Source organism: Rhodococcus qingshengii JCM 15477 (assembly GCF_023221595.1).
Classification (GTDB): domain Bacteria; phylum Actinomycetota; class Actinomycetes; order Mycobacteriales; family Mycobacteriaceae; genus Rhodococcus_F; species Rhodococcus_F qingshengii.
Map to the genome: position 1 here is coordinate 5,988,570 of NZ_CP096563.1, position 26,069 is coordinate 6,014,638.

A 26,069-nucleotide genomic window follows, 5' to 3' on the forward strand; every position below is an offset into this window, starting at 1 on the left:
TCAGTTGCCGGGCAACACACATTGAGTATCGAGGCCGAGGACGTGGTTGAGCCTGCCGAAGGCCAACCACGATCCGAGGCACATGCTCAACTCGACGATTTCTCGCTGGGAGTAGTGAGCTGTCATGCGTTCCCAGAACTCGTCGTCGAGCCCGTGGTGGTCGAGGGCGTATCTCTCGGCGTATTCGGCAGCGAGGCGCGTCCTGTCGTCGAAGGCATCGGTGGTGCGCCAGTCGGTGACAGACTGATCGAACGTCGACTCCACAGTCTCGCCGTCACGCTCGGTGCGCCAGTCCTGACAGAAGATGCACCCGTTGATCTGAGCGATCCGAAGCCTGGCCGCCTCGAACTCGCGGAGTCCGAGAGTGCCGTCCGTGTAGACCTTTTGGGAGAACCCGGCGGCCGCGGGTCCGATGCCGGGGACCATCTCTCCCCACACGTAGCCGATCGGATTCTTGCCTTCGGGTATGTCGATATTCATGTGAGTACCTCCGAGTTTCGGGCACCGAGCTTGCCGACGCCGGGTGTGAGCGGAACGTCCAGCGCGTCGTAGAGACCGGGTTCAGCCTGACGTAGCCAGGGAATTGCGTTGACGAGACGTCCTACGGCCGTGGCATTTCCACCGGCCGCGCGATTTCCACCTTCATCGGTGGCTTCGACGTTGATCTCGATTCGTGGTCGTCCTTCGACGATCACCTTGTGCGCGCCGTCGCCGCCGTCGGGCGGGAGCGGCCAGTCGCGGGCACAAGACGGATGAATACGCGTGACGTGTTCGATCACGATCAGGGGTTCCCCGCCGACGATTCCCTGAACCTCGAATCGCAGTGCGCCTTGGGTGCCGGCCGCGAACTCCCCCATATGTTCGGTCGACACGGTTTCCTCGAGCGGGCGGCGCAGCAAGGTCTCGCGGATCTCGTCGAGTTCCACCCCGAGTGCCCGCGCGATGAGCCGAATCTGCCCGCCCCAGACCATGGTGGGTACGGTCGGCGCGACCATGGGAGGTTCGTAGTCCATCGGCTGACCCATCCCGATCAGGTAGCGGACAGAATCCGGCTGTTCGTAGGTCGTGTAGTCGAAGATTTCCTGACACCGGATCTGGTCGATTGTCCCCGCGAGCCCGCTGACGAGAATCGGCAGGATGTCGTTGCCCCAGCCTGGGTCGATACCGGAGACGAACAGAGCGCCGCCGCCCGCCTTGGCAGCAGCTTCGACGGGATCACGAAGTTCGGGAGGCGCAGATTTCGGGTCGTACAGCGCATATACCGACGGCGTGACCACCACAGCTCCGGCGGCCAGTGCCCGCGTGATGTCGGCAACCGCGTCGTCGGGCCGAATGTCGCCGGACGCCGCGTAGACCACCGCGCCGGGAGACGCTGCGAGCACGGCATCGGCGTCGTCGGTAGCCGCGACGCCCAGGTGCACTCCCAGATCGGCGAGGTCACCGGCGTCTCGCCCGACCTTCTCGGGGTTCGCAACGATGACGCCGACAAGTTCGAGGGCCGGATTGGCTGTCACAGCGCGAATCGATGCACGCCCGACGTTGCCGGTACCCCACACGACAGTCGGAATCTTGGACTCGGCTTCATTCGAAACTGCACCCATCAATCGGACATTACCCAGCTCAGCGCGTCAGGTCAGCAGAACTGCAAGAATTCGTTTCACTTCATCCGGTCAAAAATGCCATTGCCTGCGCAGTCAGTGCGCCGTCACCCCGCCTCCGGTACGTCTCGGCGGGTCGGCCGTTACCTGGTCTGCTCATCTCGCCGGTACTTTCGAGCGCGTCGAACACCTGCCGGCGGAAGCTGTCCTTCTGGAACGGACGATCGAAGATCACCTCGTAGAGTCCCCGAAGTTCGGCGACGGTGAACGTCCCGCCCGACAATCCGTCCGGATCCACGTACGACGCATACCTCGTGCGTAGGTCCGTGACCGCGAGTCGCACCATGTCGGCGTGATCGAATGCGAGTCCGCTCACTGCCTCGTCGTCGTACACATCGACGAGAAGCGCCGAATCGGGCAGTGCCGATTCCGGTAGGCAAGCCGTGTGTGCGACCGACAAAACCCATCCACGGTCGTCGCGGTCCGGTCGGTCGAAGATCGCCAACTGGTGGAAGCTCGTCTGGGCCAACTCTGCCTTGACCGACAGGGCACGATCGGCTGCGGCCGTGAGCAATTCGCGTTCGTGCAGAAATGTTCCCGGTAGCGCCAGCGCACCGAGACGGTGCCGAACCACCAGAACTTTCAGAGATCCACCGCTGTACGTCAGCACCGCGACGTCCACTGCCACAGACGGACGCGGATAGTCCGTCAATCCCTTACCGCTCGTGCCTGTCCATTTATTCACCCTTGCATGTTATCTCAAACATGATCTATGGTTAGCGCAAAGTTGATCAAACGATCATCGCGAACCGAAGAGGTGGCCATGAAACTCACCGCACAGCAGTCCGATCGAGCGGCCGGCGTTCTGCTCGGCACCGCAGCAGGAGACGCGCTCGGCGCCGGCTACGAATTCACCTACCCGAAGGCCGAGGTCACGATCGACATGATCGGTGGCGGCCCGTTCGACTGGGCGCCGGGAGAATGGACCGACGACACCTCGATGGCAGTTGCGATCGCCGAGGTGGCCGCTACCGGAATCGACATCGGAAGCGCTGACGGTCTCGATGCCATTGCAGCACAGTTCATCCGGTGGTACGACTCGAAGCCCGCGGACATCGGCAACCAGACGCGAGCAGTGTTGTCCGTCCGCTCCGAAAGCGCAGCGGCGATGGCGGATTGTGCGCGAGCGATCAGCGGCCGCAAGGCCGGCAACGGCTCGCTCATGCGGACTGCTCCCGTCGCCCTCTCCTACTTGGACGATGCAGAAGGTGCCAGGTCGGCAGCGCACCGGATCAGTTCACTCACGCACGACGACCCGCGTGCCGGACAGGCGTGCGAGTTGTGGACCCATGCCATCCGCCATGCCGTTGCCTCCGGCAACTTCGACGGTGTTCGCGGCTTCCTCTCCGTTGCCGATCAGGACGTCGCCGAATACTGGGGCCCGCTGCTCGATCAGGCCGAAACCGGGAACCCGCAGGACTTCTCCAAGAACGGTTGGGTGGTGCATGCACTTCAGACTGCTTGGTGGGCAATCACTTCCACGGACAATGGCGATGCTCGCCACCTCCAGTACGCATTGGAAGCGGCAGTAAGAGCCGGCGGGGACACCGACACGACGGCGGCCATCGCGGGTGGCCTCCTCGGCGCCCGCTGGGGAGCGTCGGCGGTTCCCGCCCGTTGGCGCCGAATCATGCATGGCTGGCCGGGATACCGTTCCTCCGATCTGATTCGCCTGGCAATAAAGACCGCTCGCGGCGGTACCGACGACAAGAACGGATGGCCGTCGACGGCAGAACTCGACTACTCGAGGTTTCGCGGAACCCACCACCTGACGACGCACCCGCACGACGACGGCGTCATGCTCGGCGGCGTCGATGCGGTGTCCACTGCAGACTACGACGCCGTGGTCAGCCTGTGCCGCATGGGAACACGACAGGTCGCTCCTGATCACGTCGAGTTCTGGTTGGTCGACGACGGTCTCGATTCCAACGCCAACCTCGAGTTCGTTCTCGACGACGCAGCGCGCACCGTCCAGGCGTTGCGGGCCGAGGGAAAGCGCGTACTCCTCCATTGCGTTCAGGCGCACAGTCGCACGCCGTCGGTTGCAGCGCGATACTCGATGTTGATCGGACGTGATCCCTACGACGTACGCTCGGCTATGCCGTGGGCTCGCCCGAAGCGTGAACTCTGGAACACGGCAGTCGGAAACGCGTCCGTCGGACATACAGCCGTCGGATACACAGGAGGATCCATGCCCGCTATTACAGTCGTCGAAGGTGACATCACGACGCTGACCGTCGACGCCATCGTCAATGCGGCCAACTCCAGGCTCCTCGGCGGCGGCGGTGTCGACGGCGCGATCCACCGTGCCGGGGGACCGGAGATCCTGAAGGCTTGCGAGGTATTGCGCAACACCAGCCTTCCCGACGGCCTGCCGGTGGGTGCGGCCGTAGCCACCACCGCCGGAAAGCTGCACGCCAAGGCCGTGATTCACACCGTCGGCCCGAGGTATTCGCGCTCCGAGGATCGTTCCGGTCTGCTTCGGTCGGCATACACCCGCAGCCTCGCCGTGGCCGACTCGATCGGCGCCCGAACCGTCGCCTTTCCGTTGATCTCGGCAGGGGTCTACGGCTGGCCGAAGGAAGATGCCGTCCGACAGGCCGTTTCAGCGATTCGCGCGGCGAAGACCGAGGTCGAGACGGTCACACTGGTCGCGTTCAACAAGGAAACGGCAGACTTGATGCGCCGCGCCATCGACTGACCTTCGGACGGGACAGTCAACTCCCTCAGCCGTGCACCAGGCGTGACACCAACTCGGTGCGTGTATGCACGCTCGACTTTCGATACACGTGTTGCAGGTGACTCTTCACGGTTGGGACGCTGATGAACAGCGCACGGGAGATGTCGATGTTGCTCGCACCCTGTGCCAGCAGTTCGACGACGTCGCGCTCCCGAGCAGATAATCTCCAATGTTCCGGCACTGCAGAAGAACTCGGGGCACTGGGCATTTGACCGAGCATGCAATAGGACTGTTCGACGAATCCATGAGACTTCTGCAGAAATTGCATCTCTTCCCTCGAGAAGTCACCGTCGCGGGCACTTCGGAGCAGGGAAACGCCCGCCACGATGCGCCCGGCATGACGCAGATACAGTTCAGCCTCGTATCGATAACCCATCGGGCGAAAGAAGCCGTCGTAATAGTCGGTCTTGTCGAAACGCTGGCCAATGTCGTTCGACGATGCGAGGTCGGCGCCCGATTCGGCGAACCTACGCGGATGAAAAGGGTCCAACTCGTGAAAGTGCCTGGTGTAGCGACCATTTTCCTCAGGACACACCCGATCGAATACGTGCATGTCGGCATTCATGCTGCGATCAACGGAATAGAAAACCATCCCGGACACGCGAACGAACCTGGCAAGAAACTCCATCGCGTTGCGTTTGAATTCGATGTTGCGAGCGAACTCGTTGTTGCGTCGGATCGGTTGGAGATTCGGTGCAACGAGATCCGACCGAACCACCGACATATCGCGCTCCTCCACAACGAACCAGTACGACGCTACCTGCGGCCATAATCACTGGTCAAGACCGATCGGACTTCATCCTTTCGGATGATTCTCCCCCAGCCCGGCCGCTCATAGAGTGCTACTACCTGGCGAGCCACACGCGGTGGACTCGTCGAGATGCACGGAGGTAGGTCCACGTGAGCAGAACACTCATCCGATCGTCGAAGGTCCTGACCTTCGACGATGCGAACCCGGTCGTGGAAGCGGTACTCGTGGACAACGGCGTGATCCTCGAGACGGGCAGGTTCTCCGACCTGGTCGAGTCCGCTGGCCCGAACACCCGGGTCATGGAAGCCGGCGACGCGGTCGTCATGCCAGGACTCATAGACACCCACCCGCACGTCATGCACTTCGGTGCACTTCGCGGCGGCCTCGTCGACTTGAGTGATGCACTCGATCACGCCGATATCGTCGAGCGCATCAGTGCTCGGGCCGCCGTCACCGCACCCGGCGAGTGGATCATCTGCACGCCGGTCGGTGAAGCCCACTACTTCATTCGCCGATCGTGGCGCGACCTTGCCGAGCGACGATTGCCCGACCGTCATGTCCTCGACCGGGCGACCTCCGACCACCCTGTGCTCATTCAAGCGTGGGCGCCGCGTACTCCGAACATCTTGGCGTTCAACAGCGCCGGCTTGCGTGCTGTCGGTCTGTCGGACTTCATCCCTGATCAAGTGTGTGATGTGGAGATCGAGAAGGACGAAGCCGGACGTTTGACAGGAATACTTCGCGGACCGGTGAACAACTACTACACCTACGACCCGTTCTGGGGACAGATCCTTCTCAAGCTCCCACCACTCGATCCCGATCACGCAGTACCCGGTGTACTCGACGAAATGGCTCGCTTCTCCGCCCACGGTGTCACCACTTTGTACGAGGGACACGCCATGGAACCGATCCACATACAGATGTATCAACATCTCCGTACATCCGACATGCTCACCATGCGAGTCCAGGCCACTCACGACGTGGAGTCGGTCATCTTCTATCCCTTCGAACCGTTGTCGCTGCACGAGTTCGACGATCGATTGAAATCACTTGCGCCGCAATCGGCCGATAGCGCCGACGACATGTTGCGAATCGTCGGTATGACCATCAGCCCTGGGGGACCCTGTTTTGCAGGGCATTTCGCCATGCACGAAACCTATACCGATCCTTTCGGCAGGCCTACCAAGGGAAATCGCTTCGTCTCACTAGAGAAAGAAGAATCGTACGTTCGATTCTGCGCGGAGAATGACGTTCGGGCCAACATTTGTATCGGTTCCTACCGTGAGCACGACGACTTTCTCGAGATCGCCGAGCGTGTCGTCATCGAACACGATTTTCGAGACAAGGCGTGGATTCTGCAGCACGCGATCACCATAAGCCCGGATCACGTTCGCCGGTACAAGGCACTCGGTTTCCAGATCACCACTTCTGTCGGATTCGCATGGGGCAAGGGCGCAATGTACGACGAACGGATCGGCCGGCACATATGGCGTGACATGGTCCCCTTGAGGCGCCTACTCGACGCAGGCCTCGACGTCTCCGGCGGGTCTGACTGGGGACCGAAGAGTCCATGGGAACAGATTGCACTTGCACAGACGCACGAGATTGCCGGCACAGACCTGAGAAACGACGGTCCGGACCAGGTCATCAATCGCCAGGAATCTCTCGCTATGTGGACCACAAGCGCAGCGAAGATCCTCGGATGGGACGAAATCGGATCCATCCGACCCGGAAATCACGCGGACATCATCTTCGTCGACCGCGACCCTTCGACCTGCGATCTCGACGAATTGAAGGACATTCGAGTGCATCGAACCATGTTGGGCGGAAACATAGTTCACGACGACGCCGTCCTCCCTGCCGCCACCGAGGGGATCTTCGATGAAGCCGAATGAGTACATCGAGCATGACGCCACGGGCCTCGCCGAACTGATTCGCGACAAGCAGGTGTCCGTTGACGAAGTTCACCAGGCAGCACGCACCGCGATCGAGACCGTCAATCCGACGCTGAACGCCGTCGTCGAGGGCCCGTGGGATCGAGCCCTCGATTGCAACGAACAGGGACTATTTGCGGGGGTTCCCTTTGCACTCAAGGATTTTGCCGTACACGCGGCCGGAGTACCGACCAGGTTCGGAAGTCGGCTGGCGGGCGAAGGTGCAATCTTTCCTCACGACACCGAACTGATGACACGATTCCGGGCGGCAGGATTGGCTGCTGTGGCGGTGACCACCACACCGGAATTCGCGTTCAACGGAAACACCGAACCTGTTGCTCAAGGCTCGACGCGCAATCCGTGGGACACCGAACGCAGTGCCGGCGGATCGAGTGGCGGATCAGCGGCATTGGTCGCAGCGCGAGCCCTTCCCATCGCTCACGCTACCGACGGTGGAGGGTCGATCCGAATTCCGGCGTCCGCCAACGGGTTGGTGGGTCTGAAACCGAGCCGGGGGCGTGTACCAGTGGGCCCTGACTCGAGCGAACCACTCTCAGGGCTGGGGGCCGAGTTGGGGCTCGCCCGATCGGTGCGTGACTGCGCAGCGTTACTCGATGCCGTGAGCGGGCCGGCCCCGGGAGACAAGTACGTGATCCGTGATCCCTCGCGACCATACTCCGACGAGATCAACCGCTCCCCGGGGCGTTTACGCATTGCGATCCACACTCAGTCGTGGTCCGGAGATCCAGTGAACATCGAGGTCGCGAATGCCGTGTCCTCTGTCGGCACGGTTCTCGAGGGGCTCGGGCATCACGTCATTCCCGACACGCCGGTCTTCGACTGGGATCAGTTCGTCGAGGCCAACCTTCCGGTGTGGAGTGTCTCTCTTGCCGAAGGCGTCGATGCACTTGCCGGAGCTTTCGGTGTGACCCCGGGACCCGAGAACCTCGAGGCGACAACCTTGGCCTGCGTGGAGTACGGACGCCGAGTCACGGCCATTCAACTCGCTCGAGCGCTCGCCGTCTTCAACCAGGTGTCCCGCTCAGTCGGAATGTTTTTCACGAATTACGATCTATTGCTCACCCCGACGCTCGGTGAGCCACCCCAACTGTTGGGCGAACTCGATTCCAATGACGCATCACTCTCCCCTAGCGAATGGACTCGCAAGTTGTTCGGCATCTGTTCGTTCACTCCACTTTTCAATGCGACGGGCGGACCGGCAATCAGCCTGCCGCTGGGTTCCACGCGCTCGGGGTTGCCTATCGGCGTTCAACTGGCCGCGCCCATGTGTGAGGAGGGCACCCTGATAGCGGTTGCATCCCAATTGGAGAAGGTCGTGCCGTGGGCGCATCGCATACCGAAGGTAAATGCCGGTGAATGCTGACTCGGCCGCAGCTCCCATCGCCCCCTACACGGCGATTGGTCTGTCGACCGTGGTGCGCAACATCGAACACCGATCGCAGATCAAGGCAAACCTCGACACCATCGAGGAAGCGATTCACGCTGCGGTGTCGACAGTTTCGATCAACATGCCTGTCAAACTGATTGCGTTGGCAGAAGGCGCGTTGACCGGGTTCGGGGACGAAGCCTTCGACATACCTCACGTGAAGGCAGCACGGGAGATGTTCATCGACATCCCCGGCCCCGAGACAGATCGACTCGGCGGACTTGCCAAGCAGTACGGGGTCTACATCATCGCTCAAAGCAAGGCGCGGTGGCCCGAGGTCATGGCTGATCGATTCTTCAACTCCATGGTGGTGATCTCCCCGGCAGGCGAGGTGATACATCGCGCCACGAAGAATCACGTCTGGTGTCGAGAACGTTCCTGCACGCCTCACGATGTCTATGACCGCTGGACCGAACTGTTCGGCGACAGCATCGACGCATTTTATCCCGTTCTGCACACTTCGGACATCGGTTCGATCGGCACAATCTGCTGCAGCGACGGAGAGTATCCGGAAGCAGTACGCGCCTTGGCTTTTCAAGGAGCCGAGGTCGTGTACCGCCCGAGCGAGGCGGTTCCGATGACGCATGCAGGACCGGACCCAGGGGGAACATGGCTCCTCCAGAACCGTGCGCATGCGCATTTCAACAGTCTGTACATGATCTGCCCGAACACCGGACCGGTCTATCCGACTCAGTCGGCGTTACAGTCATTCGACATCGCCGGCGGAAATTCACACGTCGTGGACTACCACGGAGCGGTACTCGGCCACACCGTCTCCGGACACAATTCATTCGTGTCGGGCGTGATCGACATCGAAGCATTGCGCCAGTTCCGCGTCATGAACTTGAACTCCAATTGGCTCAAAGACCTCCGTACCGAACTCTTCCGTCGGATGTACGACGAACCGATTCATCCTGCAAACCTGTGGCTCGAGAGTAATCCCGTTCTCCATGCCGACGCCGACAAGATATACCGGGCCAACATCGCCCGATTGCTCGCCCGCGGGGCGTACCGAGAACCTGCATACGACTTCCGCGGCGCTAACATCACCCCACGTTAAAGCAGTGCAGAGCGGTCGGAGAAGTGGAGAAATTTCACCGGTTGGACGTTTGTCCAACAATTTGTCCGAATCGCATATTTCGCGGCTCGCTCTGTGTTCTACTCCTCTCCAGGGTTTGAGCTGGTGGTGAGCAAACGACGAGACGTATTCGATTCTCTGTCAGCTCGAGGCTGGTTCCCGGACCCGGCTTCAAGCCGAGAGCTCGATCTTGTCGAGCGCTACTCAAGGAGAATGTGAATGGTGTCGACGTTGATGCGCCGAGGAGTGGGGGTGGCCGCGTCGTTGACCGGATGCGTTGCCCTCGTGATCGGCGGAGCCGGAGCCTCGTCCGCCGCTGATGTGGACCTTCCGTTCACGGCATCGTGCCACGGGTGGCAGTTCCCCGGACCGATCACGCACAACGAGACGCGTGATTCCGGCGTCACGATCAGTGCGCCGGCCGTGGTCCCGCCGAACTCCACCTTCACATACCGCCTCGCGCCCAAGCCGATGACGGTCCCCAAGGACGGTTACGACCTCAGGTCCGTCGTGAACTGGACGCGTCTCAAGTTCGATTTCGACATCCCTGCAGGCACCTCCTACGTGGGGGCGCAGATCGTGGCCGGCACCAGCTCGAATCTGGGTGGGGTCGCCCCGACGATCACGCGGGTGAACGATGCCGGTTCACCCGATCCGAATGGGGCGCATCTTCGTATCTCCGGCAACAACATCACGGCGGGCAACGGACCCAACACCGACGACAACGGCGGCGGCGGAATCGAGGTCGGTGGAGGAAAGACGTTCCAGCTCCCGGCAGTCGACGTCACCGTCACGTCAGGGGCTGTGGGAACCCAGATCAAGCCCATGCTCCGCGTGTCCGACACCAACTCCGGTTCCTACGACAGTGCCGCCAACTACCTGACCTTCCTGCAACAGGAAACCCTGCTCGGCGGCGTCAAATACTGGCTGACCACCAATTGCTCACCACGCGACAATCGTTCGGCCGGATTGAACGCCGGCGGCCGGCCGCTCGCCGTGATCAACGTCGACTCCAGCCTCGCTCAGACACAGACGCGAATCGACGCACCCGGTAAAGCTGTCGTCGGTGACTCCGTGGAGTTGACGGCAACGGTCACTCCGTGGCCGTCGGGAGGAACAGTGCAGTTCCGCGACGGAGGGGTTGACCTCGGCGCTCCGGTGGCCGTCGTCAACGGCGTCGCGAAGGCCAACCGCACGATGACAACAGCGGGCGACCACAACATCACGGCGTACTACACGGGATCGGCCGGTTTCATGGAGTCGATGTCGGGCGCCGTGACGATCAACGTCGTCGAACCGTCCGAGCCCGAGCCTGGCACCGGTAGCCTCGGCAGCCTTGGTACCCCCGGATTCGGGTCGTGAAAACTGTGAACAGAAACCAGGATTCGACGATGAACTCGAAACTCCTACGCGGCTCTGCGATTGCAACCGTCTCGGTACTGGCCGGCGGCTTGTTCTCCATCGTCGGCGGCGGGATCGCCTCGGCTGCCCCCGAGACCAAGAGCGTGGCCTCCACAACTGCATGCCATGTGCGCGAGATGGACGGTGTGGCAAGCCCGATCACGTTCAACGAGACACTCGGCTCGGGAGTCACCATCACCGCGCCGACCACCGCGGCACCAGGTGAGACCGTCACCTACCGCGTGCAGCCGAACGAGATGAAGACAAACAGCGGCGGCCATGCCAGCCGTGGAGTCGTGCATTGGGCCCGGATCAAGTACGACTTCGACATCCCGTCCGGCGTCGAATTCGTGAGTTCCCAGCTTGTGGCGGACAGTGCGTACGGCCTCGGATCCGACAGTGCCACTCCGACAGTCACACGGATCGACGACGGCGGTAATCCATCGGCATCCGGTACGCACCTGCGTATCTCCGGATCGAATCGAACCACCGGAAACGGTCCGTCCTCCGCAGTTCGATCGAGTGACGGCATCATCGTCGGTGCCAACACCAAGTTCCGACTCCCCGCAGTCGACGTCACGGTCAAAGCTGGTGCGGCCGGTACCGAGATCAAGCCTTCGCTGAGGGTTTCCGATCCCGGTTCCGCCAACTACGACGACGACCGAAATGCGCTCACATTCGTCCAGCGCGAAAAGGATGTCTTCACAGTCAACTACTGGGAGCGCTACAACTGCTCCCCGCGGGACAACAGGAACTCCGGCCTCAACGCCGGTGGGCAGGCCCTGACCACCATCTACGTCAGCCAACCGACAACCACCACAATCCAGATGCCCGGCTCGATCCAAGCCAGCACACCGACCGAGCTTGTCGCAAAGGTGGATCCGGCTCCGGTCAACGGAAACGTGCAGTTCAGGGTGGACGGCGCCGACGTCGGTACACCGGTCACTCCGGGCGCCGACGGCACTGCCCGGCTACCGCATACCTTCTTCACCGCCGGAACCGCGCGGGTCTCCGCAACGTTCCAGGGAGTCAACGGATTCCAGAGTTCCAACTCGACCGAGGCGATGGTGACGGTGACTGCCGCACCTGTCGTCAAGCAGACCGACACGGCCGTGAACGTTCCCACCGATGCAAAGACGGGCGTATCGGTGTCGCTGAGGGCGCAGGTCACGCCGACACCCGCCGGTGGCACTCTCCAGTTCAAGGACGGCGCTGCAGATATCGGCGCTCCGATCCCGGTGGGCGCTGACGGCAAAGCCACTCTGGAACATGCCTTCACCTCGGCTGGATCTCATGCCGTCTCGGCCTACTACTCCGGCGCAACAGGATTCATGCCGTCGATGGCATCCGCTCAAACGGTCACCGTGTCTGATCCCGCACCGTCCGATGTCACCACCTCGACCTCACTGGCAGCTCCCGCGACGACCAAGCAGAATGTCGCGGCAGAACTGTCCGCGACGGTCACCCCCAACCCCGGCGGGGGCTCGGTTCAGTTCTACGACGGCGACCAACCCATCGGACAGCCCGTTGTCGTCGGAGTCGATGGAGTGGCGCGACTGACGCACACTTTCGCATCGACGGGCGATCATCGGATCAAGGCGTCATACGCCGGGCGAAGTGGATTCACACAGTCCGCGTCGGACGAATCCGTCGTCAAGGTTTCTGCTGCGCCTGACGACGGCGGGAACGGCGGTTCGGGCAGCCTCGGTTCACTGGGCGGTCTCTTCGGTTCCTGATCGAATTCTTCTCGACGCTGTTGCCGCTGCACCGATTCGGAGCAGCGGCAGCAGCCTGTTGCGGCCGTGGTCATAGAACTGATTGATTTATCGATGGAGCACAAGTGTCCAGGAATTCTCTTTCTCGACGGTCGTTTCTCGCCGCCGGGGTCGGTGCAACTGCAGTCGCCGCTACTTCCCTTCTCCCGCCGTCGCTTCAGCGTGTACTGGCGACACCCGTCAACTCCGGCGGGCTCGATTCGATCGAGCATGTAGTCCTCGTCATGCAGGAGAACCGATCTTTCGATCACTACTACGGCGCACTGAGGGGTGTTCGCGGATTCGGGGATCCGAATGCGCTGCGTCTGCGCGGCGGCAACAGCGTCTTCGAACAACCCGGGCCTACCGGTCCTGTGCTCCCCTTCCCTATCCGCGATTCGGCTGCGGCGCAACGCATGGACACCCAGAACGTGACCGGACTCGACCACAGCTGGGCGGGCGGACATGCCGCACTCGCCGACGGCTGGCACGACGGTTGGATCGCGGCAAAAACCGGCACGACGATGGCCTACTACGACCGGCAAGACATTCCCTTTCACTACGAACTGGCGGACGCGTTCACGATCTGCGACGCCTACCACTGCTCCGTTCCGACGTCCACGAGCCCCAACCGGAACTATTGGGTCTCTGGATACACGGGATACGAGCCACTTTCGCCGAATCCAACCGAGTCGGTCCTGCCTTCGGATCCACCCGGTCCCGGGGGACGAGCTGTAACCAACGCGGCCTACAACCCCTGGCACGCCGGTTACGGATGGACGACGGTCCCCGAGCGGTTGCAGTCCGCCGGCATTTCCTGGAAGACCTACCAGGAGTGGGACAACTTCGGAGACAACAACCTCGAATACTTCACCGCCTTCAAGAAAGTGGCGGCAGGGCTGCTTGGCCGGCCGAGCCTGCTCCCCTACGAAATCCAGACCTTGGCCGGGTTCTATCTCGCCCTGCCGTCGATGCCGGCGCCGGTCCAGGACGCAGCGGTACTGGCCCTCGCGAATGCCGCAGACCAACTGTCGCCTGCTGATCGCCAACTCTACGATCGCGCGCTGTACCGATCCCGGCCCGGCACACTGGCTGCCGAGTTCAGGAAAGACGTCGAGTCCGGTCGACTGCCGCAAGTCAGCTATCTCGTTCCGTCCGAGGTGGATTCGGAGCACCCATCGGGTTCGTCACCGGCAGCGAGCGCAACACTGCTCTATCAAGTACTCGACGCCATCGCGTCCGATCCGGATCTGTGGACGAAGACGGCCGTGATCGTCAACTTCGACGAGAACGACGGGTACTTCGACCATGTACCGCCACCTCGACCGCCGCGCTCGGTCGAAGCCGAATGGGTCGGTAATCAGCCGCTCGGTCTCGGCCCGCGGGTGCCTATGACGATCATCTCGCCGTGGACTGTTGGCGGTTTCGTTTGTTCACAAGTGTTCGACCACACGTCCGTCACGCAGTTCCTGGAGACGCGGTTCGGAATCACGCAACCGGAAATCGACCCGTGGCGACGCACGGTGAGTGGCGACCTGACGTCGGCGTTCGACTTCGCCAACCCGCGTAGTCGACCGACTTTGGCGCGCCCGCAACCCACTCCGGCGCTGGAACCGCGGTGGACACCGACCCCGCCCACCGAACAGAGAATGCCTCTGCAGGAGAACGGCACTAGACCAGCACGGGCACTTCCCTATCAACCCGACGCCTACACGACGGTGAACCCGGAAACCGGCTCGTTGGCGGTCCATCTGGTCAATACCGGTGCCGCATCAACGCACCTGGCCATGTACCCGTACGCAGGTGAGTTCGACGAGCCACGGCATTACGACGTCGTCGGCGAGGTCGACGACACCGTTGCGCTCAGGGATCGCGTCTACAGCCTGAATCTGTTGGGTCCCAACGGTTTCAGGCGCGAGTTCAGTGGAGCTACAGACAGTGCGGCAGCTTCGCTCGACGTCTCGACAACTGTCGACGCAGGGACGCGCACGCTTGTACTGACGGCGACCAATTCCGGAAGTCGTGCACTGACGGTCAATGTGGACGGAAACCGACGCAAACTCGCTGCCGGTGCACACTCTCAGTGGACGGTGCGTTCGGTGGACGGCTGGTATCAGGCCGCCGTGACGGTCGACGAAGATCCTGAATTCAAGCGCGTGCTCGTCGGACACATCGAAAACGGGCGGACCAGCGTAAGCCAACCGACGTGAATCGACACCGAGCGTTCAAGCCCAGGGCCGAATCCCCATTCGGACAAGTCAATCCATCCACACACCCAGAAGGAGTTTCCGTGCGTCGTATCCCGCTCTCAGCACTGATAGTCGCGGGCTCACTGATACTGGGCGGCGGAATTGCCGCGGCTCAGGGCAGCCTGCCCACGTCGGGGAGCGCCGATGGCACGTCGGTGCCACCGTCGTACCTGACCGACGACGCCGGGCGCTCCTTGATCCTGCGAGGGTTCAACACGGCGTCGAGCGCAAAGAGCGCACCCGACGGCATGCCGAAGTTCACCGAAGCCGATCTCGAGCGCGAACATGCCGACATGGGAACAAATTTCGTGCGTTTCCTGATCTCCTGGCGTTCGGTGGAGCCAGAGCCGGGACAGTACGACCAGGAATATCTGGACCGCGTCGAGGACCGAGTCAGCTGGTACGCCGAGCGCGGCTACAAGGTCATGCTCGACATGCATCAAGACGTCTACTCCGGCGCGATCACACCAGAGGGCAACAGTGGCAACGGCGCCGGCAACATCGGCAACGGCGCGCCGGCCTGGGCGACCTACATGGACGGCCTTCCGGTCAGCCCTCAAGACCGGTGGGAGCTGTACTACGTCCAACCCGGTGTGATGCGTGCATTCGACAACTTCTGGAACACCACCGGCCAACATCCCGAACTGGTCGAGCACTACGCGAACGCCTGGCAGGCGGTGGCCGAACGTTTTGCAGGCAATGACACCGTCGTGGCATACGACCTGATGAACGAGCCGTGGGGCGGTTCCCTCCAAGGCCCCGCCTTCGAAGGTGGGCCCCTCGCTGCCTTGTATCAGCGAACCACCAACGCCATCAGGGAAGTTGATCAGGACAGCTGGGTGTGTGTGGCCCCGCAGGCCGTCGGCGTCAACCAAGGTGTCCCCAGCGGGCTCACGAAGATCAACGACCCACGAGCCGGCGAACAGCGAATCGCCTACTGCCCACACCTGTACCCGCTGCCCCTCGACCTCGGTGACGGATACTCCGGCCTCTCACGCACACTCACCGACGCGACCATCGACACCTGGCGCGACAGCGTCGAACACATCGCAGGCAACGTACTCGGCGGCGTTCCGATCATTCTCGGCGAATTCGGGCTCGACACAACACTGCCCGGCGCAACCGACTACATCGACCGCGTCTACACGACCGCCCGAGACCTCGGCGCGGGTGTCTCCTACTGGTCCAGTGATCCAGGTCCTTGGGGCCCGTACCTGCCGGACGGATCGCAGACACTCCTCGTCGACACCCTGAACAAGCCGTATCCGCGTGCCGTCGCGGGCACACCCACCGAATGGTCCTCGACCGTTGACCGCCTTCAGCTGACGTTCACCCCGAACCCCGCGGTAACGGCACCGACCGAGATCTATCTACCCGAGAGCGGCTTTCCCGGCGGCGTCGACGTCGCGGGCGCCGACATCGTGAACTGGAACCCCCAAAGCCGGCTTCTCACAGTGGAAACCGCGGACGACGCGGGCCCCGTCACAGTCACGGTGACGCCGGCAAGCTGACCGCGAGCGCCGAGATTCCTGGATATTTGTCCGGTTCTTTCGTAACGTACAAGCGACGGGTGATCGGCCGACGGAAGGCGAGTATGTCCACGGAGAAGATGTCTGTCCAAGATCGTGTTGCGCGGGTGGTGCTCGATGTCGTCGGCGCCTTACCGACCGGCGCGCAGCGCATTCTCGGTGGCAAGCCGAAGGAGATCGACGGGCAGACTCTGCACCCCGAGATCCAGCTTGCGCTGAGATTGCTCTCAGCGGTCGAAGGTACGAGCTTCGAGCATCTTCCGGTCGAAGAGGGACGGGCTCAGATCGACGCCGAATCGCGACTGTTCGGCGGTACGCCCATCGACATCGAGACGGTACGTGACCTCGAGATCCCGGCCGGGGATCACGCGATTCCGGCTCGGCTGTATCGCCCGGCCGGAGTCTCAACGCCCGCTCCACTTTTGGTGTACTTCCACGGCGGCGGGTTCGTCCTCGGCAGCCTCGAGAGCGGCGACAGTGTGTGCCGCTTCCTGGCCCGCCACGGCGAGGTCAGTATGTTGTCGGTGGACTACCGGTTAGCACCGGAGTTCCCGTTCCCCGCCGGGGTCGATGACGCCGTCGCCGCATTCCGGTACTGCGTCGAGCATGCCACAGATCTGGGTGCAGATCCGAAATCCATTGCGGTAGGCGGAGACAGCGCGGGCGGGAACCTGGCTGCCGTCGTCGCGCAGTCCACGACCGAAGACGACGTCAAACCAGTATTCCAACTGCTCTTCTTCCCCTGGGTGGACCTTTCGTCGAAGCGCCCTTCGCACAAGATGTTCGGCACCGACTTCTTTCTCACCGACGCCCAACTCGACTGGTATGCAGCCCATTACCTGTCGGGCGGCGCTTCGGCTCTCGACCCGCGAGTCTCACCGCTGCTCACTCCGGACCTGGCCGGCCTACCGCCCGCGTACGTTGCCGTCGCCGGTTTCGACCCACTACGCGACGAGGGTGAGGAATACGCGAACCGGCTGCGAGAGGCCGGAGTCCCGGTTGCACTCAGGCGTCACAGTGGATTGATCCATGCCTTCGTCAACACCACCGGTGTCGGCCATACCGGTCAAGATGCGATGTTCGAGGCCTGCGGCGCTCTGCGGGTTGGACTTTCGGGCCCGCACTGAGGGCAGGGTCACGAAACGGGGAGTGCCAGATCCGCCCACTCGACCATCGCTTCGAGCACGGAGCGCAGTTCCATCCCCGTCGCGGTGAGTTCGTACTCCACTCGCGGCGGCACCTCGGCGTAGGCAGTCCGGGTCACCAGATCGAACTCCTCGAATCGCTTGAGTCTGGCGGAAAGTGTCCTGGGACTGATGCCGGGCAATGCGCGTCGTAGTTCCGTGAAGCGCATCGGGCCGTGCGTGAGCTCACGAACGATCAGCGTTGCCCACGGTCCGTCCAGAACCAGCAGAAAGCGCGCGACGCCGCACTCCGGAAGCACGTGACCTGATTCACTCATCGATTCCCCATTAGTTCACTTGAAGTAACTGGTTCCCAATCTGAACTATAGGCGTCATGACTTACACAGTGCATGGCGCCACCGGCGCACAGGGTTCTCCCGTTCTCGCGGGATTGGTCGCGGCTCTCGCCGGATCTACAGGTGCCGAAGTCCGAGCAATCACCCGCAACCCCGACCAGACGTTCGAGGGTGCGAACACCGTCGTCGCGGACAATGCGTCAGCCGACTCTCTCGCCGATGCTTATCGCGGGGTAGACGGGGTGTTCTTCCACCTGCCACTCGCCGGTGACACCGAGACGCTAGCTGGTTACGCCCACAACGTTCTGGCAGCAGCAAGAGTGACACGTCCTTCGCGGTTCGTGATCTCTACCAGCGGCACGGTGACCCGCGACGCTACTTCGCCGCTTGCCGGTCCCAACACACCCGTTCTCTCCGAGCTCGTCGACGGACTCCGCGCCGAAGGTATCGCGGTGACCGTCCTGACCCCGCGTTTGTTCCTCGAGAATCTTCTTCTGCCCACCGTGCTGTCGGGGGTGAAAGACGAAGGGGTCCTGCGTTACCCACTGCGTGCCGATCTCGCGGTCGCATGGAGTTCACATCTCGACGTCGCTGATGCAGCCGTTGCGGCCCTGACTCTCGACGTAGCACCGGACGCGGTCGACATCGGACAGATTCCGGCGATCACCGGCGTCGAACTCGCCGAGGCATTCGCCGAACACTTCTCGCGCGCGGTAACTTTCGAAGCCGTGACGCCCGATGCCTTCGGTGCGTCGATTGCGCCGATCATCGGAGGGGGCGCAGCAGCCGGGGTTTCCCAGCTCTACACGGGACTCGAATCTGCCGACAGCGTCGCGTTCGACTCCGCGACGGGTTCTGCCGTTGCCTTGGGCATCGTCGCCCGCAGCACCCGGGCCTGGCTGGTAGATCTCGGAGTGAACTGACCGGAACAACGCAAACGGCCGGCTCCGCGAAGTATCGCGTGGAGCCGGCCGATTTCCGGGGTTACCGGTGCGTGCGGGTCTTCAACTGGCGGTTCAGCTGCCGACTCCCGAAGTCCAGACCGGCACCGTCACTGGTGGCCAGCACGGTGAGTCCAGCGGCGACCAGCAACGAAATAAGCACAACGCTCATGGTGAGTCACCTTTCTTCCTGTCGTGAAACGGTTTTGCGCCTCCGAGAAATGTCGACATATCCGGCACCCCACTTCAGCTGACCTCAAAGTATCTGTAACTATGGGTTACGCGCAATGTGTGGTCCCTCACCTGAAAGCGCAGGGTGATGCGCAGATCACGCTGCGTTCGACGGCGGACTTACCTGGCCAGAACCATGTTCACGAACTCGTCGGCGAGCGCGTGAGCGTCCACATCGCCGCGAGGAACCGCATCGGGCGCACTGTGCACCAGTTGCATCTGCCCCAGGTACATCGAATACGCAAGTACGCCACGATGTTCCGCTTTCTGCCTGTCCATCCCCAGATCGACCAACAACGTCACGATGTAGGTAACTCGACGCTCGGTGACACGTCGAACCGCCGCCGAAACCAAAGGATGGTCGATCCCGGCAAGCAGTTCCAACTCCGCACGGCGACCGGCCAATCCGGTCGTGACCGAATCCACCAGACGACGCAACCTCACCTCCGCCGGTTCACCAGAGGACTCGACGGAGGAGATCAGTCTCTCGGTTGCCAAAACTTCCCACCGGCCGAGCGCAGCTTGCAGCAATTCGTCGCGGTTGGCGAAGTGCCAATAAAAGGAACCCTTGGTCGATCCGAGCGTGCGCGCCACCTTTTCCACTGCAACTGCATCAGGCCCATGGCTTGTCAGAGCCTGGAAAGCTGCATCGATCCACTGGTCACGAGAGAGTCGGGCGCGGGCATTCGTCACCTCCGTACGGTACCGTATGGGTAAGTTCCATACGGCACCGTACGGAGGACGAAATGACACTCGCTTTCAAGGCAATGCCTGCACCGGACTGGGCAGAAGCCACCACGATCACCATCCCGTCTGTTCCGACCCATACATCCGAGGAGTGGGCGCAGGCAGTCTTCGACGTCAGGAATGTCCCCGCACCCGTCCTCGCGATGTTCTGGCTCAGGGAGCGGATAGTCGGACTGCTCGGCATCGCCAAGGGACGCCCCGACACCTTTGCCGTCGACAAGATCGCCGACGGCGAGGCCCTCATCGAAGCGGACGAGAAACACCTACGATTCGTCGCCTCGGTTCAGGCCGACAACGACGCCGGCCTCCTGCACGTCGTCACCGCCGTGGAGCTGAAGAACCGCGCGGGCCGAATCTACTTCGCACCCGTTCAGGTACTGCACGGCGTGATCACGCGGGCAATGATGACGTCCGCTCGAAAGCGACTGTGCACGTGATCAACCATCCGGACCGCCCTTGAGTTCGAGGCTGATCTGATCGGCATCCAGCGCGGCAAGTGCCGATCCGAGCATCCGTGCGTCGAACACGCCATCGTCACGTGCGTCGAGCAGTGCCTGACGCTGCGCGTCGATCACGTCGAGGCGGATCCTCTTCTTCGACCGACCCTCTGGCGGAACGACACTCGCAGCAGCATCTTCGAGGAGGTCGAGCAACCTGCGATGCTCGTCTAGTTCGGATTCGGTGAGGTCCTGCGCTGCCGGACCGGTCGCCACTACGACGCGCTTCAACGTTCCTCCCTGAAGGATCAACGAGCCTGCTGCCACCAGGAACGCAACCAAGATCAGGAGCGATCGACTCGGGGTGTCTTCCGGCAGAGTCTGCGCTGCAGCCAGAGTGACCGCCCCGCGCATGCCGGCCCAGATGACGATCGTGCCTTCACGCCATCCCAACGGCGCAGCAAGGTAGTAGTCGATATCGGCAACCGTCCGCCGAACCCGAACCTTGAACCTTTCCATCTGATTCGCCGAAGGTGCCCGGCGCCTGCTGCGTCGTTCGTCTGGCGGGTAATCCTCGGGATTGTCGAGGCGATTCGCGATGTCGGAGAGTCTGGGTTTCATGCGTTCACGAAAATTCGCCCGCGCTTGGAGCGCTCGCAGGAGCGGGGCCACGTACAGAGCCCGCACCAAGATCGTGAGGAACAGTGCACCCGCCGCCACGAAGACCGCCGTGGATATGCCCTCGTGGTCGACCCGGACATCGTCGACTATCGACGAGAGTTCGAGGCCCATCACCAGGAAGATCGCACCTTCGAGGACCAATTCGACTGTGCGCCAGTTCTGGGAGTCGGACAACCGGTGTCGCGGTGACAGCTTCCGAGGAGCGTCGTAGCCGGTGACGAGCCCGGCCACGACGGCAGCAACCAACCCTGACGCACCCAACTCTTCGGCGGGGATCGCCGCCAGAAACGGCACCGTGAACGAGATGACCGTGTTGACCGTCGAATCGGTGACACGGGCGCGAACCATCAGGTTGACCTTGCCGACGACAACTCCGATGACCGCGGCCACGACGACGGCAAAAGCGAACTTGCCCAACACACTCCACAGCGACACCGATACGGCGGCCCCGGCGATGGCAGTACGCAACAGGACCAGAGCGGTGGCGTCGTTGAGCAGGCTTTCGCCTTCGAGGATCGACACCACCCGCGGCGAGACCGGGAGTTTCTTGACGATGGACGTCGCGACGGCATCCGTCGGGCTCACGATCGCACCGAGTGCAATGCCCCACCAGATACCGAGTCCTGGTATCACCCAGGAGAAGAACACACCGAGAACAAGCGCACTCACGACCACGAGCAGAACGGAAAGCCCACCGATGGCACCGAACTCACGCCGAAACTCCATCGACGGCATCGAGACCGAGGCGGAGTACAGCAGTGGTGGAAGCACGCCTGCCAGAATCCATTCCGGGTCGATGTCCACTGCTGGGACAAATGGTAAGAGGCTGACAACGATCCCGGCCATCACCAGAATCAACGGTGCTGCGACTCCGATCCGCGCTCCGAGCGTCGAGGCCGCGACGATTCCGAGCAGACCGAGCACCACGATGATCAGAGCGTCCACTGCTTCCCCCTGTACCCCCGGATTTGTGTCTGGCTCTTTCTACACCTTTGCCGGAGACGGGGGCGAGACCTGCCAGGCAACGGCGATCAGAACAACCGTGAACGCCGATGCGGGCCACAGAGCGTGAAGACCGATCCACCGATGAACGAGCGCACCGACCACCGCGCCCGCGATCAACCCCGCGCACATCCCGAAGTGCTGCAGCCACGCCCACTTCGGGCCACCCAGAAAGGCTCCGGTCAGACGCTGGCCCATCTTGACCAGCGCACCGGTCATGTACGTGACACCGATCGTCACCTCGCCGTCGCGCTGGAACACCGAGTTGACGGCTCCCATCGCCAAGGCCATCGCCGAGATCGCGCCGGGGGTGACGTCGAGGCTGCTCATCACCGAACCGATGGACAGCAGCCCGGCTACAACCGCGAGCACCGTGACCTTGCGAGCCCGGACCGAATAGCGCTCCGTGAAGTGGGTGACGACGGTTCCCAGCGCGATTCCCAGGAGGAAGAGCACGATGATTCCGCCGGCAACTCTCGCGGTCGACCACACCCCGTCGGCAAATGCGACGCTCGCCTGCGTCATGTTGCCGCTCATGAACGAAACGAAAGGCCCACCGAGCGTGATGAATCCGAGCGCGTCGACGTAACCGGCCAACCCGGCGAGCGCTGTCGCCAGGCCGATCAGCGACCTGCTGTATCCCGTCACCCGACGAGCTCGGTTCAGCTCAGCTTGCTGGTGCGCAGCTCGTGGCCCTTGGACGTCTTGCAGCGGCCGGTCTCGAGATCCCACTGCCAGCCGTGCAGATCGCAGGTGAGGTTGGTGCCGTCGACAACACCGAACTTCGACAGGTCCGCCTTGAGGTGGGGGCAACGACGCTGAATCTCGTACCCGCCCAACTCGATAGACGCGCTGTCGTCGTGGGCCTCGGCGAACCAGCCGTCGGCGTACGCGATGCGCTCGTCGGTGAGGCACTTGAAGAACGTGTAGAGGAATTCGTTGTACCCACCGATGCGCCACGCCGTGAAGCGTGTCGACAGGAAGATGGTGTTGACCCAGTCGGGCTCGTCGTCGCGCAGAACGGTGCGAACCAGTTCGGGAGCGATGCGGAAGCCGTAGCGGTACTTACCTTCTCCGTCGATGGGCTCACGAACGATCCGCTTCGGGAAGTCGAGGACGACCGTCTCCTCTCCCATCACGAGTCCGACGGGGTAGCCGATTCCGTCGCAGATCAGATCGGACTGAGCCATGATCGGCTCGAACTTGGCCTTGAGACCGTCGAGCAGCGGCTCGCCTTCGGCCGGAGCCCACGTGGCCTTCTGCGCGGCGATGACCGGTGCCATCTTCTGCGCCATCTTCTCGATGTACTCGGCCTTGTTGGAGAAGATCTTGTCGACGTCTGCGTCCGGGATGGGATGCGTCAGCGCGACCTTCTCGCTTCCGCGAAGTTCGACGGCCGAGCCGGGGATCATCAGCAGACCACGATCGTTGCCGTTGATGCGCATCTGCTCGAGGAACGTGATCTGGTCGGGGAAGATGTTTCCCTCGTCGCCGTGATCGTCGTTGAGGTAACGCAGGTCGTCGTCGAGGAAGACCGGCGGGCCGGCCGACGGGACAACCCAGGCAGCGTCGACCTGGGAGATGTAGTTGCGGCAGCGGTCCATGCCGCGCTGACGCTTCTGCTTGCCGAAGTTGCGCTTGGTGCCCTTCGGGATGTCGTAGACCATCGGGTACCAGATCGCGCCCGAGTACTGCAGCAGATGGATGTCGACCTTCCCGAAGGCGTCGGTCAGCGGGTCCAGGTCGACGGGCCTGGCGTCGTTCATGTTGAAACAGGTGGTTTCCCCGTCCGAGACGACGAGGCCCGAGTCACCGATCGGACCGTCCGCGGGAGCGCGCAGAGCGATGATCATGATGTCGAGATCGCCCTTGGGACCGCTGACGGTGTGTTTGACGGAGTCTTCCGTCTCGAAGAACTTGTGGAAGCCGAGCTTCTCGAGTTCACGCTTGAGGTCCGGCACCGGGTAATCGGGGAGCAGGACTGTGGCGTCCTTGTTGACGTGCGCGATCAGATTCTTCGGATCGAAGTGGTCCTTGTGCAGGTGCGAGACGTAGAGGTAGTCGCAGTTGCCCAGCGCGTCCCAGTCCAACTCTGTGTTGTCGGGGAACGGCACCCAGGACGCAAAATACGTCGGGGTCACCCATGGATCACACAGGATGGATCCGGCCTCGGTCTGGATGTGAAATCCTGCGTGGCCGACGCTGGTGATCTGCATTGCAACCTCCGAAATCGTACTGCTGGTCAACTCAGCATAGTCGGCGCGATCAGGGCCAAATCGCGATCGAGGAGGCGGCCGGTTGTGACGTCATGCACGTCAGAGGTCGAAAGTGGGTTGTGAATCAGACCTGCCGGTGACGCGGACAACACTCTCTGTGCTGGCGTGTTCGCCGTATTTCTTGGCGTTCGCGGGAGCTGTTTCAGCATTCCCGAAGACAGCCCCTAAGGCTAACCTAACAAGCATGACTCGACTCCTTTCTCCCTCCACGACCGATCGCGACTACTGGGCGATCGTGGACAACCTGACGCGACGCGGTTTCTTCGGCGTCGGCGCGGGCGTCGCTGCGGCCGCGTTTCTCGCCGCCTGCGGCAGCACGGAAAGTTCGACGCCCGAGTACGCGGAGACCTTCGAGTTCACGCGCGGCGACGAGAAGCTGATCATTCCGACGGACCCGCAGAACGTCGTTGCCCTCGACCCGCGGGACGGCCTCGAATTGTCGATCCTCGCCGGATACCCGGTGACCGCCTACCCGACCGGCGCAGCCGAACACCTACGCCGTGAGGTCCCGGATGCCACGGGTGTCGAGATCTTCGCCGAAGGTGCTTCGGATCCCAACTTCGAATACATCTCGACTCTCGGCGCCGACCTTCTCGTCCTCAGCGCCGGCTGGTGGGACACCGGGTCGTACGGCAACGACCGGATGCAGCAGATCGCACCGGTCCTGCCCGTCGGCAAGGACTTCACCCCGGAGTGGCGGAAGGTCATGTCGGACTTCCTCACCGGCATCGGGCGCAGCGATCGCGCCGAAGAAGTACTCGCCGAGTACGACGCCCATGTAGCTCAGGTCCGCCCGACCGTCGAACCGCTGATGGCCGGCAAGAAGGTTGCCTTCGTCGCCGCCGCGGAGGATCAGATCGCGTGGTTCCAGAACGATTTCCGCACCGCCGTCGCCGAGGACCTGGGATTCGAGGTGCTCCGTGAAGGCCCCGACCTTCGCGTGATGCTCGGATCGGAGCAGTTCAACCGTCTCGAAGAAGCCGACGTCATCTTCGCCTTGGATCGCAGCGCCTCCGGCAGCGTGTACACCTCGCCGACGTGGCAGCGTCTGCCCGCCGCGCAGGCTGGTCGAGTGATTCCCTTCGACTACTACAAGGCCGCGGGATACGCCTTGACCGCCAAGGTTCTCGTCGACGACTTGGCGGCCGGGGTCAAGCGGTAGAACCCGACCTTCGTCAACCCGACGGGGCCCCGATCATTCGGCACCGGCGGCTCGTCCTGTCACACGGTCCCGAAACTCGCGGAACGCTTGGAAACCACCGGTGAGCGCCCGCGCCAGTTCCTCGGCGCTGTCGACCCAGACGACGTCCTCCAACTCGGAAACGTCGTCGGGCTCGTGATTGCGCTGGGGAACGAGAAACGTCGGGTCACCCTGGGGGTTGACGATCAGGAACCCAGCCGCCGCGCAGAGGTCGTAGACGAACGCGCACTCGGCAGGCGACAGCGTCGCGTGGAAGATTCCACCACTGAGTGGATCGCTCTGCTCGAGCGAGTCGAGATGAAGGTCGGAGAAGGCCCCGTCGATCGTCAATGCCCTGTCGTCACGGTCGACGATCTCGCCTCCGTACGGGCTCTCGACCACGCGCAGCCCGTGCTGATCGAGGAAAGCGGCGACCGCCGCCCGATCAACATCGAGTTGCACGTCCTTCGTCATTCGCATGAAGTGCAGCGAGAAACCCATCGATCCCCCTCGTCCATTCGCGACGCACGTGATGCGCTCGCCAGTACCTCGA

The 26,069-nt window shown here is 62.5% G+C and carries 23 protein-coding genes; 12 read left to right on the top strand and 11 right to left on the bottom strand.

Annotation, left to right across the window (positions count from 1 at the left end; genetic code table 11):
• The 3 genes from M0639_RS27655 to M0639_RS27665 all read right to left on the bottom strand — a co-directional run bounded on the left by M0639_RS27655 (window position 1) and on the right by M0639_RS27665 (window position 2,343).
• A complete protein-coding gene (locus M0639_RS27655; RefSeq protein ID WP_003943220.1) occupies window positions 1-480 on the bottom strand; it encodes a carboxymuconolactone decarboxylase family protein in 480 nt (159 codons plus the stop codon).
• A complete protein-coding gene (locus M0639_RS27660) occupies window positions 477-1,601 on the bottom strand; it encodes an NAD(P)H-dependent amine dehydrogenase family protein (RefSeq protein ID WP_030536189.1) in 1,125 nt (374 codons plus the stop codon). Before M0639_RS27660 ends, M0639_RS27655 begins: the two co-directional genes overlap by 4 nt.
• A 61-nt stretch (window positions 1,602-1,662) precedes the next feature.
• Complete coding sequence (locus M0639_RS27665; RefSeq protein WP_058038404.1) at window positions 1,663-2,343, bottom strand: NUDIX hydrolase; 681 nt, start codon at window positions 2,341-2,343, stop codon at window positions 1,663-1,665.
• 78 nt (window positions 2,344-2,421) lie between these two features.
• Between M0639_RS27665 and M0639_RS27670 the strand changes: the two genes are divergently transcribed.
• Window positions 2,422-4,359 carry an O-acetyl-ADP-ribose deacetylase gene (locus M0639_RS27670; RefSeq protein ID WP_063315482.1) on the top strand — a complete coding sequence of 646 codons (1,938 nt, stop codon included), beginning with the start codon at window positions 2,422-2,424 and terminating at the stop codon, window positions 4,357-4,359.
• A 25-nt stretch (window positions 4,360-4,384) separates the two neighbouring features.
• On the opposite strand, the gene M0639_RS27675 is transcribed toward M0639_RS27670, so the two are convergent.
• Window positions 4,385-5,122, bottom strand: coding sequence for a helix-turn-helix transcriptional regulator (locus M0639_RS27675; RefSeq protein ID WP_054781200.1), 738 nt, complete (start codon window positions 5,120-5,122; stop codon window positions 4,385-4,387).
• A 176-nt stretch (window positions 5,123-5,298) separates the two neighbouring features.
• Here M0639_RS27675 and M0639_RS27680 point away from each other — a divergent pair, with 176 nt between their 5' ends.
• From M0639_RS27680 to M0639_RS27715, 8 genes are all read left to right on the top strand, one after another.
• Entirely contained in the window at window positions 5,299-7,044 is a 1,746-nt protein-coding gene (locus M0639_RS27680) for an amidohydrolase (protein ID WP_064075073.1), read from the top strand.
• Window positions 7,031-8,467 (top strand): amidase, encoded by a 1,437-nt coding sequence (locus tag M0639_RS27685; RefSeq protein ID WP_064075074.1) that lies wholly within the window; start codon window positions 7,031-7,033, stop codon window positions 8,465-8,467. Before M0639_RS27680 ends, M0639_RS27685 begins: the two co-directional genes overlap by 14 nt.
• Window positions 8,457-9,590, top strand: a complete 1,134-nt coding sequence (locus tag M0639_RS27690) for a nitrilase-related carbon-nitrogen hydrolase (RefSeq protein ID WP_197486202.1) — start codon at window positions 8,457-8,459, stop codon at window positions 9,588-9,590. The genes M0639_RS27685 and M0639_RS27690 overlap by 11 nt, the downstream gene beginning before the upstream one ends.
• Before the next feature lie 237 nt (window positions 9,591-9,827).
• A complete protein-coding gene (locus tag M0639_RS27695) occupies window positions 9,828-10,970 on the top strand; it encodes an Ig-like domain-containing protein (RefSeq protein ID WP_063315478.1) in 1,143 nt (380 codons plus the stop codon).
• A 29-nt stretch (window positions 10,971-10,999) separates the two neighbouring features.
• The gene (locus M0639_RS27700; RefSeq protein WP_231915118.1) at window positions 11,000-12,745 is read left to right on the top strand and encodes an Ig-like domain-containing protein; all 1,746 of its coding nucleotides are present in this window, start codon (window positions 11,000-11,002) and stop codon (window positions 12,743-12,745) included.
• Between the two features lie 104 nt (window positions 12,746-12,849).
• On the top strand, window positions 12,850-14,973 hold the full coding sequence (locus tag M0639_RS27705; protein ID WP_064075077.1) for a phosphocholine-specific phospholipase C: 2,124 nt from the start codon (window positions 12,850-12,852) through the stop codon (window positions 14,971-14,973).
• 80 nt (window positions 14,974-15,053) lie between these two features.
• Entirely contained in the window at window positions 15,054-16,523 is a 1,470-nt protein-coding gene (locus tag M0639_RS27710) for a cellulase family glycosylhydrolase (RefSeq protein WP_007730277.1), read from the top strand.
• Window positions 16,524-16,606: 83 nt separating this feature from the next.
• The gene (locus M0639_RS27715; RefSeq protein WP_082893263.1) at window positions 16,607-17,668 is read left to right on the top strand and encodes an alpha/beta hydrolase; all 1,062 of its coding nucleotides are present in this window, start codon (window positions 16,607-16,609) and stop codon (window positions 17,666-17,668) included.
• Between the two features lie 8 nt (window positions 17,669-17,676).
• Here M0639_RS27715 and M0639_RS27720 read toward each other — a convergent pair whose 3' ends face one another.
• A complete protein-coding gene (locus tag M0639_RS27720; RefSeq protein ID WP_019745900.1) occupies window positions 17,677-18,003 on the bottom strand; it encodes a winged helix-turn-helix transcriptional regulator in 327 nt (108 codons plus the stop codon).
• Window positions 18,004-18,059: 56 nt separating this feature from the next.
• On the opposite strand from M0639_RS27720, the gene M0639_RS27725 reads away from it, so the two are divergent.
• Window positions 18,060-18,944 carry an SDR family oxidoreductase gene (locus M0639_RS27725; RefSeq protein WP_064075078.1) on the top strand — a complete coding sequence of 295 codons (885 nt, stop codon included), beginning with the start codon at window positions 18,060-18,062 and terminating at the stop codon, window positions 18,942-18,944.
• A gap of 61 nt (window positions 18,945-19,005) precedes the next feature.
• Here M0639_RS27725 and M0639_RS34985 read toward each other — a convergent pair whose 3' ends face one another.
• Window positions 19,006-19,134, bottom strand: coding sequence for a hypothetical protein (locus M0639_RS34985; protein ID WP_003943237.1), 129 nt, complete (start codon window positions 19,132-19,134; stop codon window positions 19,006-19,008).
• Window positions 19,135-19,313: 179 nt separating this feature from the next.
• Window positions 19,314-19,886: a TetR/AcrR family transcriptional regulator gene (locus M0639_RS27730; RefSeq protein WP_054188282.1), complete on the bottom strand. Its 573-nt coding sequence runs from the start codon at window positions 19,884-19,886 to the stop codon at window positions 19,314-19,316.
• Between the two features lie 53 nt (window positions 19,887-19,939).
• Here M0639_RS27730 and M0639_RS27735 point away from each other — a divergent pair, with 53 nt between their 5' ends.
• A complete protein-coding gene (locus M0639_RS27735) occupies window positions 19,940-20,377 on the top strand; it encodes a DUF2867 domain-containing protein (protein ID WP_007730272.1) in 438 nt (145 codons plus the stop codon).
• Here M0639_RS27735 and M0639_RS27740 read toward each other — a convergent pair whose 3' ends face one another.
• The 3 genes from M0639_RS27740 to M0639_RS27750 are packed head-to-tail and all read right to left on the bottom strand — an operon-like array spanning window position 20,378 to window position 24,276.
• A complete protein-coding gene (locus M0639_RS27740; RefSeq protein ID WP_064075079.1) occupies window positions 20,378-22,003 on the bottom strand; it encodes a cation:proton antiporter in 1,626 nt (541 codons plus the stop codon). It lies immediately after the preceding gene.
• A 39-nt stretch (window positions 22,004-22,042) separates the two neighbouring features.
• The gene (locus M0639_RS27745) at window positions 22,043-22,708 is read right to left on the bottom strand and encodes a YoaK family protein (RefSeq protein WP_003943143.1); all 666 of its coding nucleotides are present in this window, start codon (window positions 22,706-22,708) and stop codon (window positions 22,043-22,045) included.
• Window positions 22,709-22,722: 14 nt separating this feature from the next.
• Entirely contained in the window at window positions 22,723-24,276 is a 1,554-nt protein-coding gene (locus tag M0639_RS27750; RefSeq protein WP_003942885.1) for an MBL fold metallo-hydrolase, read from the bottom strand.
• Window positions 24,277-24,520: 244 nt separating this feature from the next.
• Here M0639_RS27750 and M0639_RS27755 point away from each other — a divergent pair, with 244 nt between their 5' ends.
• Window positions 24,521-25,498 (top strand): ABC transporter substrate-binding protein, encoded by a 978-nt coding sequence (locus tag M0639_RS27755; RefSeq protein ID WP_064075080.1) that lies wholly within the window; start codon window positions 24,521-24,523, stop codon window positions 25,496-25,498.
• Window positions 25,499-25,531: 33 nt separating this feature from the next.
• Here M0639_RS27755 and M0639_RS27760 read toward each other — a convergent pair whose 3' ends face one another.
• Window positions 25,532-26,017: a hypothetical protein gene (locus M0639_RS27760; RefSeq protein WP_064075081.1), complete on the bottom strand. Its 486-nt coding sequence runs from the start codon at window positions 26,015-26,017 to the stop codon at window positions 25,532-25,534.
• Window positions 26,018-26,069: the final 52 nt, after the last annotated feature.